We start from the raw sequence: 18,350 nt of genomic DNA on the forward strand, positions 1-18,350 counted from the left end.
ACAAGCTTGGTTGTAGGTCTATATTTATAACGGAAAAGGGTTAAATAAATATTCAGTTATCAAGGTACAATTGGCGATGTCCATTATTCATTTGGAAATTCGCCGTTAATCATAGTATACGAGGAGGTAAGGGATGAAGAAGCTGTTTGCATTTTATGCATTTTTGCTGCAGGGTCTGCTATTTGGAGGTGCATGGGCGCTTGAATACTATTCATCTAGGAAGACAGGCGTAGAAAATTTTTTGGAATACAGGAACATGGTATTGTCCGAGTCTTTTTTCACGGGAGACAGGGTATCTACATACGGAAGCATATTCATAATATGCGCAATCGCCCTGGGTTTCTGGGCGGCTTGCTACATATCAAGAAGGCACTATTGGGCTGCGGCATGCATGTCGCTTGGATCAGCAATCGCTTTATTCGGCGCGTTTTTAACCAAATTCGGAGCTGACGGGCTCAAGGCCTACTATTTCTTCATTATTGCGGCTCTGGCGTCCCTTTTCATACAGGTAATAGTTATAATATTCGGTTTCGATGGAAGGCCATGTATATTGGATACGGAGCCAGAGGGTGATTAGCACAGGGCTGTTTTGGATATCCTTTAAAAGTAGAGAAAGAACAGCTCAAAAATAGCATATAAGGATAAAGGGAGTGATTATTATGGAAAATAAAGTCATAGATGTCATAAAGTCAAGAAGATCCATAAGAAGATTCATGGAGGAACAAATACACGAGGAAGAGCTGGAGCTTATACTCGAGGCTGGGATATACGCTCCTAGCGCGCATAACGATCAGTCGTGGCATTTCACGGTTGTCCAAAAAAGAGAGCTCATAGAGGAGCTTAGCGCACAGTCAAAAGAAGCTGCACAGGAATTCAATCTGGATGAAGTGATACTTAAGATGGTCAAAAATCCGGAGCTTGACATATTCTACGGAGCGCCTACTCTCATAGTGGTTTCGGGCGAAGAGGCGTCGATGATGCCCCAAATCGACTGCGCGGCGGCAACACAGAACATGCTCCTGGCAGCAGAGGCTATAGACATAGGCACTTGCTGGAACGGGATAGTGACATTCCTGTTCGAGAGCAGCAAAAAGGAAGCGTACAAGAAGAAGCTCGGGATACCAGAGGGATATAGGCCTTACTACGCAGTGGCAGTAGGCTACAAGAAGTCTAGGCCGACAAAGGCTCCTTCGAGAAGAAAGGGAACGGTAAGCTATATAAGATAGAAGTGCAATTTGAATTTGGAATATGCATAGGGTTAATGTGCAAGAGTATGAAGTTAAAAAAGCATCTGTGCGGGGGAAATATTCGCATCAGGTGCTTTTTGCGTTTAAATATTGAATTATACCCTTGGAAGGGTGATTTACACAAAATATTTCATAAAACAGCATTTGGGGGACAGTTATGTCTGAAATTTCGCGTATATAGATATGATATATAGTAAATATATGTCCAAGTTAGGGGGAGTAAAGTCATGACGGCAACAGAGGTGGTCTTGCGGGTTGCACTAAAAATGGCATGGTTTATTGTGCCTATGCTGGCACTCGTGGGAATAGCATTGCCGATACTTGAAAGGGAACTGTAAAAGGAAGGCTGTAGGGGAGAAGTCTGCTGGGACATAGTTGTGGTGCAGGCTTTTTTTATTTTTTGAACAATGCGGGTGATATGTTTGCTCAAAATTACTTCGGAAGGAATGTTTTTATGTACTTTTACAGAGGGTATATTAATATAACAGTAGTTGGTGAGACTACAAAATAAGATAATGCACACAGACAATGAACCAGGACAGGATTAACCCCAAAAGGAGGCTTTTTCATGAGTTCAAAAATGCCCGCGCTTTTCATAGGCCATGGGAATCCTATGAATGCGATAATGGACAATTCTTATACAGCGGCGCTTAAGAGGGCTGCAGATTCAATCCCCAGGCCAGAGGCGATACTTGTAGTCTCTGCGCACTGGATGGCTCAGGGCACCCACATAACCTGCGCTGACAGGCCCAGGCAGATTTATGACTTCTACGGATTCCCAGACGAGCTCTACCAGGTCAAATACAGCCCATCAGGAGCAGAGAGCTTTGTCGCTCGCATAGAAGAGGAGCTGAGGGAAGAGGGAGTCACATGCAACGACAAGTGGGGCATGGATCACGCCGCCTGGGCTGTGCTTGTGCACATGTATCCGGATGCCGACATTCCGGTTGTGGAGATGAGCTTGGACATGGGCAGGGATGAGGAATACCATTACAACATGGGCAAAAAGCTGCGCGGACTTAGGGATAGGGGGATACTCGTTATTGGAAGCGGAAACATAGTCCACAATCTTTGGAAGATGAACCGTGAAATGGATGCCGCCCCTTTTGCCTGGACTATTGATTTTGATTCATATATTGCTAAGGCGCTGGAGAACAATGACCACAGAGCTCTTATAGACTACAAGAATGCCGGCGATTCAGCAAAGCTTGCAGTGCCTACAAGAGACCATTATCTGCCGCTGCTCTATATTGCAGGGATGCAGGAAGAAGGCGACAGGCTGGAATTCATTTACACGGGGCTTCAGCACTCATCCATGTCAATGAGATGTATAAGAATAGGTTAGCAGTCACGACATATGGAGGTGAGGCAATGGCTGTAAACAACGCATATATTTCAAAGCTGCTCAGCGACTATGCTGACATGCTTGAGATTGATGGAGCCAACAGATACAAGATAAGGGCCTACAGGAACGCCTCTTACAGTTTGGCAAGCCTGCCTCGCAGCATACATGAAATGGTAGAGCAGGAAGAGGATCTTACCCAGCTTCCAGGCATAGGAAAGGAACTGTCGCAAAAGCTCGCCGAGATTGTAGACACAGGCAAGCTGCACCAGTTCGAAGAAATCAAGGAGAAGTTCCCGGAGGGCCTGCTTGAGATACTCAAGCTAAGAGGAATAGGATTTGTGAAGGTCAGGGAGCTTTATGAGAAGCTTGGTATAAAAAATCTCAGCGAACTCGAGGAGGCGGCCAGGGAAGGCAGAGTCAGCCAAATAAGGGGCTTTGATGTAAAGACTGAAAGGATGATAATCGAAGAGATTGAAGCCATGGGGCTCAAGAAAGACGCAAAGCCGAGAATAAAGCTCTCAACAGCCGAAGTCATAGTAATGCCGCTTATTGACCACCTCAAAAAAAGCAAAGGAGTTAAATCGGTCGAGATAGCCGGGAGCTTTCGAAGAGGCAAGGAGACTGTGGGAGACATAGACATACTCGTGGTGCATGATGGTGTTTCAGATGTCATGGAAAGGTTCACAGGCTATGAGGATGTCGAGCAGGTGCTCGAAAAAGGAGATACGCTCTCAAGCGCAGTGTTGAGGCTTGGATTACAGGTGGATGTGAGAGCTATTCCCCAGATATCCGCCGGCGCCGCGCTGCATCATTTCACAGGCTCAAAGGAACACAATGTCGCCATGAGGCAGCTTGCTATTAAGAAGGGACTCAAGATAAGCGAGTACGGCATATTCAGGGGAAATGACAGAGTAGGAGGCGAGAAGGAGGAGGAAGTATTTTCTCTCCTGGAGCTGCAGTTCATACCGCCCGAGCTTAGGGAAAACATGGGCGAGATTGAGGCTGCGCAAAAGGGCAAGCTACCGAAGCTTATAAGCCTTGAGGATATTAGGGGAGACCTGCACATGCACTCAAAGGCTTCAGACGGGAGAGCCACGATAGAGGAAATGGCACTGGCAGCAAGGGAGCGGGGCTACGAATATATAGCTATAACCGATCATTCCAGAAGATTGAGGATAGCAAGGGGCCTAACGCAAAAGAGGCTTGAGGAACAGATAGAGCAGATAGACAGCCTCAACGAAAGCCTAAAGGGCATAAGGGTGCTAAAGAGCATAGAGGTGGACATACTCGAGGACGGGACTCTCGACCTTCCTGACAGCGTGCTTAGTCGTCTTGACATGGTCGTGTGTGCAGTCCACCACAAGTTCAATCTCTCAAAAGCCGAGCAGACAGATAGGATAATAAGGGCAATTGACAATCCCTACTTCACCATACTGGCACATCCGACGGGAAGGCTGATTGACCACCGTGCGCCTTACGAGCTTGACATGGAGCGACTGATGAAGGCGGCAAGGGATTTAGGTTGCGTAATGGAGCTCAATTTGCAGCCTGACAGGTTGGACCTCAATGAAATGCACTGTAAAATGGCAAAGGAGCTGGGAGTAATGCTGGCTGTATCGACGGACGCTCACGGCACGGGCGAGCTGAACCTGATGAGGCTTGGAATAAAGCAGGGCAGAAGGGGATGGCTTGAAGCCACTGATGTGATCAATACAAAGAGCTTTGATGACCTTATGAAGATTATAAAGGCCAAAAGAGAAAAAAATAAATTTAATTTGATGTAGGTACTTGAATTTTCAGGGAGAGATAGTTATTATATTAACATAACCTGAATTATAAATTTGTAATATAAAATCCGATGGGAACTGCATGAAATTCGGGAATTGTTAAAGCTGCCGTTCGAAATAATACATATATAGAATTAATAAACGTAAAGCAAGAGAGTCCGGACTATGAGGAGCGGACTATCTTGCTTTATGTTTATTAATTTTGTATTAAATCATATATATAAATATATTTTTTGAATTTGGGTATATTACTTCATGTGCGATATTTAATGTTAAGATGAAAAAGGAGGAAACCGTGTGGAAAATGAAATAATGAAGATGGTGAGTGAAATATTCAAAATATTGGACAAAAAATTAGATGAAAAGCTGGATGAAAAGCTGGATGAGAAATTAGCACCTTTGTTAAGCACCATAGAAAACATTGAGAAAATTCATGCTGAATATGATCGTATTTTTAAGATGATTGAAGATAAGCCTGATTCAAATATAGAAAGCAAAAATGTTTCTGATGAAATTAAAAAAATAACTAATGAGATGGCTTCAATAAGGGTTAATATAACGGAAATTGGCGAAGCTATAAATTTGGTGGAACATTTGACTGCCAGAACGGCTGAGGACATTGAAAGATTGAGATATTTGAAATAGAAAAGCTCATACATATATGATTTATGTAGCAAAATGCGGACTGAAGATGATTATATTTGGTCTGCGTTTTTTTTGGTATATAAACAAACTTAATTACGATTTGTTTATTAAATAGAAAACAAAAAATAAAAACGTTTACAAAATTCAGCAGAAATGATATTCTGAATTCAGGAGGTGATTTTATGGATATAAATCTTTTGTTTTGGAATTCATCCATAGATGACATGAAACGGGGCTATGTGCATGACAGAGAAAAGGAAGCATATGTGTGCCTTGTCTGCGGAGAGGTTTATGAAGAGGGGCTTATATACCAAATGGGTGAAAAATTTGTCACTCCGGAAAAGAGAATGCAGCTTCACATTCAGGACGACCATGGAGGCATGTTCAGCTATCTCATGAATTTCAACAAGAAGCATACGGGGCTGACTGAAAGCCAGACACAGGTGCTTGAGTGTTTTTTCAAGGGGATGTCGGACCGTGAAACAGCAAGGAGCTTGACGCTCACAGAATCCACAGTGAGAAACTACAGGTTCAAACTCAGGGAGAGGGAGAAGCAGGCAAAGGTGTTTCTTGCAATAATGGAGCTGCTTGGCTCAAGAAGCGTCCAGGGAGCTCCCGATGAGCAGATGACAGTCCACAAGGGGTCTTCTGTCCTTGATGAAAAATTCGGAATAACTGAAAAGGAAAGAAAGGAAGTCCTTACCAAGTATTTTGACGGCAGCGGTATGCTTATCAATTTTCCTGGCAAGGAGAAAAGAAAGGTTATAATATTGACTGAGATTGCAGCAAAATTCAAGCCGGGGACAGAATACTCGGAGAAGGATATCAATGGCATACTAGAGAAGGTATACCACGATTATGTCATGATAAGAAGGTACCTTATAGACTACGGCTTCATGGACAGGAGTGCTGACGGAAGCAGATACTGGACGAGGGAACAGAGATAAAAAGGTCAAATACAAAAATCTCCCTAGAATATATTCCCGGGGGATTTTTTATTGTTCACATAGTTACATAAGCAAACTAAAAGGGAACTTATATTAATAGGTATACAAATTTGTAAAAATCAATAAAACTGTACGTTAGCCAATAATGTGAAGGAGGGCTTCTTATGCGAAGTAAAAAATGGGGGCGCTATGTACTTGTAGCAGCTCTTATAATGTGTCTGATTCCTGTCTGCATTGCATCGGCACTTGAGGTCAGGAATGGAGATTCTGTATATGTGCCTGCCGGTGATATCAAAGGGCCTCTGTTTGTGACAGGAAACAACATTACTGTTGATGCAAATGTAAGCGGAGACGTATTCGTGGCGGGACAGTCGGTAGTAATAAACGGTTTGGTCGCGGGTGATGTCATTGCAGCCGTTAACACGGCCAGCATAAACGGAAGCGTCAAAGGGGACGTCCGCGTAGCTTGCAACACCCTTAACCTGTATGGGCCTGTAGAAGGAAGCGTCACTGGAGCCGGCAATACCATGTATCTAAAGGATAAAGCGAATATCGGGCGAGACGTCGTCATATTCGGAAATACTGTTGAAATCCTGGGTGCTGTAGCGGGAGAGGTTATGGGCGCTGCAAACCAGATGTATTTGAATGCTCCCATAGTGGGTGATGTAACTATCTGGGATGTTCAAAATCTTGTGGTAGGACCTTCAGGAACAATTGGCGGAAAAGTTACCTATACATCTTCTAACAAGGCTCAGATTTCTCCGGATGCAAAAACCGGGGAAATTGAGCAGCTGACTCCAAAGCCTAGCCCGGTGCCTGAGATGAAGACCAAGTATTTTAGTTGGTTTGGAACCTTTGGCCAGTTTGCGGCAGGATTGCTGATTTGGGGGGCCGCGTATTTGCTTTTTCCAAATATGCTTTCAAGTCTTGGCAGGGTAGGGAGGGAGGCTCCTTGGGCCAGCATTGGGATAGGTTTCCTGGCTGCAGTAGCAGTTCCTGTTGCAGCGTTGCTGCTTATGATTACTATGATAGGCATGCCGCTGTCGTTCATACTGATGTCTGCATATTTTGCAGTGCTTATATTGGCGAAGGTCATAGCCGGCGACGCGATAGGTCGCTTGATGGCTGAACGCTTCAACTGGAATGTCAGGGGATATCAGTTTCTTGGATTCGCTGTTGCATTGCTTGCTTTGATTCTATTGAGCAAGATACTCATATTCGGTTTTGGCTTCTTCGTCAGCCTAATTGCCGTATGCTTTGCCTTCGGCGTGATAATAATGTCATTCTACCGCTGGCGAAAGGGAAAGCAGGTGCCTTTAAGCCAGCCAGAGACTGCACTGGAATAATGTAGATGCCTAGAGCTATTTGATTAGGGCACTTAACAAGCATTTGTGTTATAATTTAAGTACTATGTAATGGCGGGAGGCGATGATATGGACAATAAGGAATTGCTTCCGGCTATAAATGTTATGTTTGCTGAATTCAGGTTCATTAAGTATAAGCTTAATATTTTTTTATAAATACAGCGCTCCTTGTGGGCGCTTTTTGTATAATGTATAAAAATAAAGTGAAGGAGGATAGCATATGAGTAAATTTTGTGCGCAATGTGGAAGTCCATTGTCACCTGACAGCAAGTTTTGCGAAAGCTGCGGCAGCAAGATTGATGACCAGTGCAGTGTACAGGAAGAGCCAAAACCGTCAGTCGAGCAGCAGGACTATGACGACGCTGAAAGCGAGCGGGAATTCATGGAATCCTTTGGGGAACAGCCTAGAAAGGGCGGATTTGGGAAGGCAATATTCATATCTTTGATTGTTGTTCTGCTGGCTGTGGCAGGCATTTGGGCGGCATTCTTCAGAGAGCAGCCGCCAACGGTTCAAACAGAAGGGAATGCAGCCTTCGGAGCAAAAACGCAACCTCCGAGCAGCACGGAGGAAAGCGAAGCGGCAGACCGATTTGCAGGCAACTGGGTTCTCAAGTACTGGGTATATGAGGAGCACGGCGAGGCCGGCATAAGTGCGTTCGAGTCAAGATTCGACATGAAAATTGCAAAGCTCGCTGACGGCAAGCTGTCAGTAGAACTAGTGCCTTCAGAGGCTTCTATAAACGGAGAAGCCTATCCTGCGGATTTCTACAGTGGTGTGCAGATAAAGACTGAAGGCTACCTGGAAGGCGATAAGCTGTGCTTTGCTCTTGAAAAGCAGCTGGACCACTACATTGATCCCTATACGGAATTTACAATGCCTATGCAGGTTAAAATACCCATGCAGGAGTCCGATGGAATGCTAAGCGGCATTGTGGACATGGAGTACTCGAACCTTGCCAATGGAGCCAGCAAAGCCACGTACATGTTTGAAGCAATCAAACAGTAGGGAAAGCATACATAAATATTATTTTGGCATTCGCACTCTACGTGAAACAGGCGCCCTTAAGGGGCGCTTTTTTGTTTGTAATGGACACACTCTAATACGTATAAATTTTAGATTAGAAGGCTTTATTTGTGGTATAAATTACCTGTATGTCTGATTATTGACAAACAAGTGTGGCGTTTTGGCACAATCTCCTATTCCGGCTTATGGCTAAAGGGAGAAATTGTGCTTGAACGCCTTATTTGCAGTGATTTAAAAAGCAGAGATTAATGTGATTATCATAAAGATAACTGAAGGGTAGAATATATTATGAAGAAGAGGATAATCAACACTTTGATTGCAGCGATGCTGCTAGGCGTCTTGTATTTGAACATATATTTAAGCATGGCCTACGACATGAACATAGTTGAATATTTTGCAACGCCCAGTGAACTGACTGAGGAAGAGCACGAATGGCTCAAAAGCCACGGTAAGATAAAATACATATCTGATCAAACCTCTCCTCCCCACAGGTACATAGATGAAACGGAAGGACAATTTCAGGGGTTGATAGTCGACTATATAAGCGCGCTGTCAATCGAGGTCGGGCAGGTCATAACCATCGAATCAACTGCATGGTGGAGCCAGTCATTGGACAAGCTGTCAGCAGGAGAAAGTGATTTCCTGGACTTAATACCCTCTGAAGAAAGATCAAAGGTATTCGATTTTTCAGATCCGATGTATACGCTTAGGGAGACTATACTATTTCCAAAGGGCGAAGGGAGTATTAGCAACTACACTGATCTGGAAAACAAGACGGTGGGGGTTGCTAAGGGAGATTATGCCATAGAATTTTTGAATTCCAAGGTCAAGTCTATTAATTACGTGCTTACCGAAGACTCCCAGACTGCCATAAAGCTTCTTGAAAAGGGGAAGGTAGATGCAGTAGTGGGGGAAGAGGCTGTTATAAAGTATTTGCACAAGTCCATGGACACTAGAGAAGAATATGAAATTATCGACAAGCCCTTCATCGAAGAAGAAGCGGTTTTGGCGGTCAAAAAGGGTGAAAAAGAGTTGTTGTCCATACTCAACAAGGGAATCTACAATATGAAAAAAAAGAAGACCATAGAAAAGATAAATGAAAAATGGTTCGGACCATCAGTTAATTACGATAAAGAAGAAGCCTCCCAAATGATAGCCTTTGTTGCCCTTGTCTTTGTTAGCCTGATATGTCTGATAGTATACATCTCCTGGTCATGGAGCAATATGTTGAAAAGGGAAGTGGACAAGAGGACCCAGGAGCTTTACGAAAGCAACAAGACACTCCAAACGACATTTGACGGACTAACACACCTTATGGCAGTCGTAGACAGGCAGCATAAGATTATAAATGTAAATAAGGCTTTCTGCAGCATTTTGAATCTAGACAAAAATGACCTAATAGGTCAAAGCAGCCTTGATTTCCAGCACGTACTCCACGGCCCCGGTGTTGAGGATATGATAGAGAGCACATTCGAGGGAGGAGAGCAGGGACAAAAGGAATTCAGTTATGAAACCCAAATGTTTCAAATGAGCACTTTCCCGCTGGAGGACAAAAGAAAAAATGTGGCAGCCGTTTTGGTAATGATAAAAGACATAACGGATTTCAAGATAAGGGAGCAGCAAATCCTCCACGAAAGCAAAATGGCGGCCACTGGCCAGCTGGCTGCAGGTGTTGCTCATGAGATTAGAAATCCGCTGGGGCTTATCAGAAATTATTGCTACATAATAAAAAACAACATGAATGATGAGCACAAACTGAAAAGGGCCGTGGAAGTAATAGAATCTTCCGTGCAGAGGTCGAGCAATATAATTGACAATCTGCTTAATTTTTCTAGAATTTCCGCCAACGAGTATGAAAAAGTCAACATCAAGGCCCTTATTAATAACATAGTTGCACTGGAAAACAATATTATTGAGAAAAGAAAAATACATATTGATGTTTCGTGTCCTGAAGACATTTCATTTTTTGCAAATGAAGAGTCAATGAAGCATATTTTCATAAACTTGATTTCTAATGCCATTGACGCTATGCCGCAAGGCGGAATTATTAAAATTGCATGCGGGAAAAGCGAGGACGGAATTTCAATCGTCTTTTGTGACAATGGCAAAGGGATCAGTAAAGAAGATTTGGGCAACATATTCAATCCATTTTTCACGACAAAGCCAGTGGGAAAAGGAACAGGTCTGGGACTTTATATTGTTTATAACGAAATACAAAAACACGGCGGGAAAATATGGGTTTCAAGCGAACCAGGAAAAGGAACCTGCTTTCAAATGCAACTGCCGTTTAGAGGGGAGTAATAAAATGAAGCCAAATGACATTTCATTCAAAATACTGATTGTAGATGACGAGCTAGAGCACAGAGAAGTGCTCCAGATGATTGTTGAAGATAATGGATATGCAGCAGAAACGGCAGCAAGTGGAATGGAGGCTTTGGAGAAGCTTGATAACGGTAGTTTCCAGCTTGTGATTACCGACCTCATAATGGAAGGCATGGACGGGATAGAGCTGCTGGAGAAAATAAAGGCAAAGCACGACAAGCTGGAGGTCATTATAATTACAGGATACGGCACAATAGAGAATGCTGTAATGGCCATGCAAAAGGGAGCTTTTACATATTTTGTGAAAGGTCACGATCCTGAGGAGCTTTTGAGGGAGATAAAGAAATTGACTGGAAGCTCATCCAAGCAGGAGGAGCATGAACTAGATTTGGAATCAGACTCAAACTTCATGCTCCGAACAAAAAATAAAAAATTCAATAAGGTGCTTCAGATTGCGAAAAAGGCGGCGCAAAGCAACATAAACATCTTGCTGCTTGGTGAGTCCGGAGTAGGTAAAGAAGTTTTTTCAAGATACATTCATAATTGCAGTCAAAGAAAGGATATGACTTTTGTACCTGTGAACTGTCAGGCCTTTTCAGATGGACTGCTTGAATCGGAGCTTTTTGGCCATGAGAAAGGTGCCTTTACCGGCGCAGTGGAGCAAAGAAAAGGGAGATTCGAAGCAGCCCATGGCGGAACTTTATTTCTTGACGAGCTTGGAGAGATATCCTTGAGCACCCAGGTAAAGCTTCTTCGCGCCATAGAAACAAAGATAATAGAAAAGATAGGCAGCAATCGCCCTATCGATGTGGATTTCAGACTTATTTGCGCAACAAATAAAAATCTGCGAAAGGAAATTTCTAAGGGAAGCTTCAGGGAAGATTTCTTTTACAGGATCAGCACAATCAGCATAGAAATCCCGCCCCTTAGAGAGCGGAGAGAGGATATCCCCTTGCTGCTTGATTTCTTTTTGGAAAAGGCAAGCTTCAAGTTCAACCAGAAAATATCACGCATTGAAGAGGGAGTCATGGACTTCTTGATTTCATATGATTATCCGGGCAACATAAGGGAACTTAAAAATATCATTGAAAGGCTTGTCGTTTTGTCGGAAGACGGGGTAATCTTGAAGAGGTATTTGCCAGAGCTCGAGCATTGTCTGGATGAGGACGAGGAAGATCACATGGAAAATGTAAGGCCTCTTAGAGACGTAAGGAGAGACCTGGAGAGCAGATACATTAAAAAGGTACTCGAGATGTGCGAAGACAACATTTCGGAAGCTGCAAGAAAGTTGGAAATCAGCAGAAGGCAGCTGTTTAACAAAATCGGAGAATATGGCCTTAAGTAGCTGATAAAGACAACAACTAAATAATTGTGAAAAGGATTTCCTAGCTAAGAGATGCTTATCTTGAAAAAGATTGGCGTCTCTTTTTTTGCGAGCATAGCCATATGTTAAAACTCGAGCAATTATGCGCTCATATTTTCAAGGTACCTGGAAATAAATTGCCTACCTGGTATGAAATAAATTGCCTAGTGGACAGGCAATTTCCGAATTTGAAAAAAGGAAAAGGGCATGGGCGAGAGCTCAAAACGCTGTAAAATCAACAAATAAAAAAACATTTTGTTAAACGGGTGTTTTGGCACATAAATTGCTCATATAAATGTTAAGCAGATAACAAAGCTTTTGCAAGTCTATTTAGAACATTTAGGAAATGCCTAAAAATACGAGGAGGTGTGCGTTTTGCGTTTGGAACTTGGAAAAATAAAAATCATTGATGTGCAGTTTGGAGAAAAAACAAAGGTTGAGAATGGAACTCTCTATGTAAACAAGAAAGAGCTAATCGACATTGCAATGGAAGATGACCGCATACTTAGTGTGAATGTAGAACTCGCAAGGCCGGGAGAATCTGTAAGGATAGCACCGGTAAAGGATGTAATCGAGCCAAGGGTGAAGGTGGAAGGCTCGGGAGGCATGTTCCCGGGGATGATAAGCAAGGTGAAGACTGTGGGTTCGGGAAGAACTCATGCTCTGGTTGGGGCAACAGTGCTGACCTGTGGAAGCATAGTGGGATTTCAGGAAGGAATAATAGACATGTCGGGCCCTGCAGCCAAGTACACGCCTTTTTCTGAGACTTTCAACGTGTGCATAGTAATAGAGCCTAAGGAAGGTCTTGAGACACATGCCTATGAAGAGGCGGCCAGAAGGGCAGGACTCAAAATTGGAGCATTTGTAGGAGAAGCGGGAAGAGATGTTGAGCCCGATGAAATTGTAGTATATGAAACCAAGCCGCTTTTGGAGCAGGTGGCGCAATATCCTGATCTTCCAAAGGTAGGATACATCCATATGCTGCAGTCCCAGGGACTGCTTCATGACACTTACTATTACGGCGTGGATGCAAAGCAGATGGTTCCTACGTTCATGTACCCAACAGAAATAATGGACGGGGCAATTACAAGCGGAAACTGCGTTGCTCCATGCGACAAAGTCACCACGTTCCACCATTTAAACAATCCTGTCATAGAGGATCTCTACAAGAGGCACGGCAAGGACATCAACTTCATAGGTGTTATTCTGACTAATGAAAATGTGTTCCTGGCAGACAAGGAAAGATCTTCTGACATGGTAGGTAAATTCGTAGAATTCCTGGGACTTGACGGTGTATTGATAACTGAAGAAGGCTATGGCAACCCTGATACTGATCTAATGATGAACTGCAAAAAAGCTACTGTTGCGGGAGCTAAGGTTGTGCTTATAACTGACGAATTCCCGGGCAGGGATGGAAAGTCCCAGTCCCTTGCAGATGCTGTTGCCGAGGCGGATGCGCTTGTATCGTGCGGCCAGGGGAATCTGATAATAGAATTCCCTCCTATGGACAAGATAATAGGAACTTTAGACTACATTGAAACTATGATAGGCGGATATGAGGGAAGCTTAAGGCCTGACGGAAGCATTGAGGCGGAGCTTCAAATAATAATAGCCTCTACGATTGCAAACGGATACAACAAATTGGCAGCTAGAACATATTAAGAGGGGAGGAGAAATCATGAGCAAACTAAAGGTAGTTCATTATATAAACAACTTTTTCGCTGGGATTGGAGGAGAAGAAAGGGCAGACATACCGCCAGAGGTTAGGGAAGAAGCGGTGGGACCGGGAATGGCCCTTAATGCGGCATTCAACGGAGAGGCTGAGATAGTGGCCACAGTGATTTGCGGTGACACCTACTACGGTGAGAACATGGAGGTTGCAAAGACGGCAATACTCGAAATGATAAAAAAATATAATCCCGACCTGTTTGTGGCAGGGCCGGCATTCAATGCCGGAAGATATGGGGTTGCCTGCGGATCGGTTGCAAAGGCTGTAGAGGATGAGCTTGGAATTCCTGTAGTAAGCGCCATGTACAGGGAAAACCCGGGCACTGACATGTATAAAAAGGACATACACATAATTGAAACTGAAATTTCGGCGGCCGACATGAGAAATGCGGTTCCAAAGCTTGCAAGGCTCGGGCTTAAGCTTGCAAAGGGGGAAGAGGTAGGGCCGCCGGAGGAAGAGGGCTATCATGTAAGGGGAATAAGGGTCAACTATTTCAACGAAAAGAGAGCTTCTGAAAGAGGCATCGACATGCTAGTCAAAAAGATGAAGGGCGAGGAGTTCATCACAGAATATCCAATGCCGGTATTTGACCGCGTAGCGCCTAATCCGGCAGTAAAGGACATGTCAAAGATCAAGGTCGCCATTGTTACTTCAGGCGGGATAGTTCCGCAAGGTAATCCCGACAGGATCGAATCGTCAAGTGCCACAAAGTATGGAGTATACGATATTTCAGCCATGGATTCTCTGGGAGCTGACAGATTCATGACTATACACGGCGGCTATGACAGGGCGTTCGTCACAGAGAATCCAAACCTTGTAGTGCCTCTTGATGTAATGAGGGAAATGGAAAAAGAAGGAGTAATAGGCGAACTTGCAGATTATTTCGTAAGTACAACGGGAACGGGTACTTCCGTAGGAAACGCCAAAGGATTCGGAGAAGGCTTTTCGAAGAAATTGGTTGATGATGGAGTAGGAGCAGTTATCCTGACATCTACCTGAGGCACATGTACACGTTGCGGCGCAACGATGGTAAAAGAGATTGAAAGAGCTGGAATTCCAGTGGTTCACGTTGCTACAGTAGTGCCTATATCACTTACAATCGGAGCCAACAGGATTGTACCTGCCGTTGGAATCCCATATCCGCTAGGCAATCCAAATCTAGGCCCTGATGGAGATAAAAAGATCAGAAGGGCGCTAGTTGAAAAAGCGTTAAGAGCGCTTCAAACAGAAGTTGATGATCAAACCGTATTTGAAGATTAGATATGCCAAAATACAGGCCGAGCTAATAGGCAGGCAAAAATCCATGCAGTCGACAGGCAATGTTGTCGCAGTTATTCACCGTTTCATTAGCGTGGCCTGTAATTCTCAGGAGGATTGCTATGGGTAATTTCTTTGGCAAGATAGACAAACCGGTATTTTGGGTGTCTGCAATACTATCTTTGGCGATAGTAGCATGGGGGGCAATATCTCCAAGTAGTGCAGGAAATACTTTTGCTGCTATTGTGAAGTTGCTGACTACGAATCTGGGATGGCTTTATATTCTTGTTGTCACGTTCTTTCTGCTTTTTTCGATTTTCATTGCTTTTAGCAAGTATGGCAGCATAAAGCTTGGCAAGGATGATGACGTTCCTGAATTCAGCACGGTATCATGGTTTGCAATGCTGTTCAGTTCAGGCATGGGGATCAGTTTGATTTTCTGGTGCATTGCCGAGCCGCTGAAGCATTTTCTTGCTCCTCAAACGGGAATGGCAGGAGGTACGGCCGAGGCGGCAGCAGATGCCATGCAGACAGTATTCTACCACTGGGGATTGCATCCATGGGGGATATTCGCCGTGATAGGAATGGCGATGGCCTACTGCCAGTTTAGAAAGGGCATGCCTGCGCTGTGCAGTTCGACACTTGTGCCTTTAATAGGTGAAAAGGGAGCAAGGGGGCCGATAGGCAAGGCTGTAGACATAATAGCTGGGTTTGCCACTGTGTTTGGAGTAGCAGTGTCGCTCGGAATGGGAGCTCTTCAAATGAACGCCGGGCTCAACGAGGTGTTTGGAATTCCCAAAAGCATAGGTTCAGCATTGATAATCATAGCCGTTATCACTGCGGTCTACACTTTCACAGCCATTACAGGCATTGAAAAGGGAATAAAGTTCTTTAGCAACCTGAACCTGGTGCTGGTATTTGGACTTTTGGCATTTGTGTTTCTTGCAGGACCAACCAGATTCATATTGGATGTTCTGACAGACACGCTGGGGCTATATTCTCAGAACATATTGAAAATGAGCTTCTTTACAGATCCTTACGGCAAGGCGCCTGGCTGGCTTTCGAAATGGACAATATTCTACTGGTGCTGGTGGATTGCATGGGCACCGCCTGTGGGAGGGTTCGTTGCCAGGATTTCCAAAGGACGTACTATTAGGGAGTTTGTCCTGGGAGTTCTAATAGCCCCTACGGTATTAAGCTTTGTTTGGATGGCCACTTTTGGAGGAACTGCAATAAACCTGCAGATAAACGGCACCGACATTGGTGCCATAGTAGACAAGGATGTAACAACGGCGCTGTTTGTTTTTCTTGGGCAGTTTCCGCTGACTTCACTTATGAGCTCTGCAGCCGTAATTTTAATAAGCACATTCTTCATAACCTCGGCAAATTCCGCCACATTCGTAATGGGAATGTTCACCTCAGGGGGGGACTTGAATCCAGGAAATGGACTCAAGGGCTTCTGGGGAATAATAATGGGCGCAATAGCTTCCGTGATGCTGCTTGCGGGAGGCCTTGATGCACTGCAAAACGCGCCCATTGTATCAACATTGCCGTTTATGATTGTGATGGTATTCATGTCGTTTGCATGTGTGAAATTTTTCAAGGCTGAGCTCAAAGAGAGTTCAGAGAGCAGTTACCTGGAGTTCGACGCTCCTGAAAAGGAAGCGAACTAATATAAATCAAGTTTATCAATAAAATATATAGTCGGGAGGAGAATAAGAATGATAAAACAAATGAGCGATCTTGAAAGAATCAAGTTAATAAGAAACGGAGAAAAGGTGCAGCCAACATTTTCAAGGGAAGAAATGGGAAGACGTAATTCGAAGCTTCGAAAGTACATGGGAGAAAAGTCTATAGACGCGGTGCTTTTCACTTCATACCACAACATAAACTACTACAGCGACTTTCTATACACTGCATTTGGAAGAAACTACGGACTTGTTGTTACTCAGGACAAGCACGTTACAGTAAGCGCCAACATAGACGCAGGAATGCCATGGCGCAGAAGCTACGAGGACAACATAGTATATACAGACTGGAGAAGGGACAACTATCTGCATGCTGTCAAGACTGTGCTTGATGATGCGGGAGTTAAGAGAGGACGTCTTGGGTTAGAATTCGACCATGTGAATCTAGTCCTGAGGAAACAGATAGAAGACGCATTCCCGGATTTTGAACTGGTTGATGTTGCTAATGATCTGATGAAATTCCGTATGATTAAATCAGCCGAAGAGATAGAGCACATCAAAAACGGAGCCAGGGTATGCGACGTTGGAGGCTATGCGGTTGTTGAAGCAATAGCTGCGGGAGTTCCTGAGTATGAGGTGGCTCTAGCTGGAACGCAGGCAATGACACGCGAGATAGCAAAGCTGTATCCGCATGCTGAATTAAGAGACAGCTGGATATGGTTCCAATCAGGAGTAAACACGGACGGAGCTCACAACTGGGCCACTTCTAGAAAGATACAAAAAGGCGACATACTTAGCCACAACTCATTCTCGATGATTGCCGGATACTATACGGCACTAGAAAGGACAATGTTCTTTGAAGAGGTTGACGACAAGTCGCTCGAATACTGGAACATAAACGTGGAAGTACACAAACGCGGCATGGAGCTGATAAAGCCGGGCGTAAAATGCAAGGATATATGCGAGGAGCTGAACGAAATTTTCAGACAGCACAATCTGCTTCCTAACCGTACATTCGGATACGGCCATTCCTTCGGAGTGCTTTCACACTACTATGGCCGTGAGGGAGGACTTGAATTCCGTGAAGATATAGAGACGGTTCTAGAGCCTGGAATGGTAATATCGATGGAGCCTATGATAATGATACCGGAAGGACAGCCTGGAGCAGGAGGATATCGCGAGCACGACATACTAGTTATTAAAGAAAATGGAGAAGTCGAAGATATTACTGGCTTCCCGTTTGGACCGGAGCACAACATAATTAAGAAGTAATATTGTAATCATGCCAAGGAGGATATCCTCCTTGGCATGCATTCTTTAAAGCTCTCCAAATGTTAACGGCTTAGCAAAAATAATCGCGATTATAAAATAAACCAATTTATAAAATGGGCAAAATGTGATATTATTATCTATAGATAGGCTCTTGGCTGAAAGGCCTGGGTTTATTATAGCTTTTAAATTATTAAAGGAGGATGGTAACCATGAGTTTGTTTGACGGCAAAAAAGTCATCATCATCGGTGACAGAGACGGTATACCAGGTCCTGCTATGGCAGAATGTCTAAAAGGCACAGGAGCAGAAGTAGTATACTCTGCTACAGAATGCTTTGTCTGAACAGCTGCTGGTGCAATGG

General features: G+C 44.0%; 14 protein-coding genes and 1 pseudogene. All 15 read left to right on the forward strand.

The genetic code is table 11. The features are described 5' to 3' along the window. The first annotated feature begins 133 nt into the window (after positions 1 to 133). Positions 134 to 577 carry a hypothetical protein gene (locus tag GT589_RS02080; protein ID WP_293395263.1) on the forward strand — a complete coding sequence of 148 codons (444 nt, stop codon included), beginning with the start codon at positions 134 to 136 and terminating at the stop codon, positions 575 to 577. An 82-nt stretch (positions 578 to 659) separates the two neighbouring features. Further along, entirely contained in the window at positions 660 to 1,226 is a 567-nt protein-coding gene (locus GT589_RS02085) for a nitroreductase family protein (RefSeq protein WP_293395266.1), read from the forward strand. Positions 1,227 to 1,815: 589 nt separating this feature from the next. After that, on the forward strand, positions 1,816 to 2,592 hold the full coding sequence (ygiD, locus tag GT589_RS02090; protein ID WP_293395269.1) for a 4,5-DOPA dioxygenase extradiol: 777 nt from the start codon (positions 1,816 to 1,818) through the stop codon (positions 2,590 to 2,592). Between the two features lie 26 nt (positions 2,593 to 2,618). Continuing rightward, positions 2,619 to 4,376: a DNA polymerase/3'-5' exonuclease PolX gene (gene polX, locus GT589_RS02095; protein ID WP_293395272.1), complete on the forward strand. Its 1,758-nt coding sequence runs from the start codon at positions 2,619 to 2,621 to the stop codon at positions 4,374 to 4,376. A gap of 300 nt (positions 4,377 to 4,676) precedes the next feature. Then, positions 4,677 to 5,024 carry a hypothetical protein gene (locus GT589_RS02100; protein ID WP_293395275.1) on the forward strand — a complete coding sequence of 116 codons (348 nt, stop codon included), beginning with the start codon at positions 4,677 to 4,679 and terminating at the stop codon, positions 5,022 to 5,024. A 182-nt stretch (positions 5,025 to 5,206) separates the two neighbouring features. Continuing rightward, on the forward strand, positions 5,207 to 5,971 hold the full coding sequence (locus tag GT589_RS02105; protein WP_293395278.1) for a DUF2087 domain-containing protein: 765 nt from the start codon (positions 5,207 to 5,209) through the stop codon (positions 5,969 to 5,971). Positions 5,972 to 6,135: 164 nt separating this feature from the next. Beyond that, positions 6,136 to 7,317 carry a polymer-forming cytoskeletal protein gene (locus GT589_RS02110; protein ID WP_293395280.1) on the forward strand — a complete coding sequence of 394 codons (1,182 nt, stop codon included), beginning with the start codon at positions 6,136 to 6,138 and terminating at the stop codon, positions 7,315 to 7,317. Between the two features lie 238 nt (positions 7,318 to 7,555). Further along, entirely contained in the window at positions 7,556 to 8,341 is a 786-nt protein-coding gene (locus GT589_RS02115) for a zinc ribbon domain-containing protein (protein WP_293395283.1), read from the forward strand. A 306-nt stretch (positions 8,342 to 8,647) separates the two neighbouring features. Continuing rightward, a complete protein-coding gene (locus tag GT589_RS02120; protein ID WP_293395286.1) occupies positions 8,648 to 10,660 on the forward strand; it encodes an ATP-binding protein in 2,013 nt (670 codons plus the stop codon). A gap of 4 nt (positions 10,661 to 10,664) precedes the next feature. Beyond that, on the forward strand, positions 10,665 to 12,026 hold the full coding sequence (locus GT589_RS02125) for a sigma-54-dependent transcriptional regulator (RefSeq protein ID WP_293395289.1): 1,362 nt from the start codon (positions 10,665 to 10,667) through the stop codon (positions 12,024 to 12,026). Between the two features lie 393 nt (positions 12,027 to 12,419). After that, positions 12,420 to 13,706, forward strand: a complete 1,287-nt coding sequence (gene grdG, locus GT589_RS02130) for a sarcosine reductase complex component B subunit alpha (RefSeq protein ID WP_293395292.1) — start codon at positions 12,420 to 12,422, stop codon at positions 13,704 to 13,706. A 16-nt stretch (positions 13,707 to 13,722) separates the two neighbouring features. Then, entirely contained in the window at positions 13,723 to 15,033 is a 1,311-nt protein-coding gene (gene grdF / locus GT589_RS02135; RefSeq protein WP_293395295.1) for a sarcosine reductase complex component B subunit beta, read from the forward strand. Between the two features lie 119 nt (positions 15,034 to 15,152). Further along, complete coding sequence (locus GT589_RS02140) at positions 15,153 to 16,703, forward strand: glycine betaine uptake BCCT transporter (protein ID WP_293395298.1); 1,551 nt, start codon at positions 15,153 to 15,155, stop codon at positions 16,701 to 16,703. 48 nt (positions 16,704 to 16,751) lie between these two features. Next, the gene (locus tag GT589_RS02145; protein WP_293395301.1) at positions 16,752 to 17,990 is read left to right on the forward strand and encodes a M24 family metallopeptidase; all 1,239 of its coding nucleotides are present in this window, start codon (positions 16,752 to 16,754) and stop codon (positions 17,988 to 17,990) included. Between the two features lie 209 nt (positions 17,991 to 18,199). Beyond that, positions 18,200 to 18,328, forward strand: a pseudogene (locus GT589_RS02150) (glycine/sarcosine/betaine reductase complex selenoprotein A); the annotation flags it as partial. Between the last annotated feature and the right edge of the window lie 22 nt (positions 18,329 to 18,350).

The sequence above is a fragment of the Peptoclostridium sp. genome, from assembly GCF_009881055.1.
GTDB lineage: Bacteria > Bacillota > Clostridia > Peptostreptococcales > Peptostreptococcaceae > Peptoclostridium_A.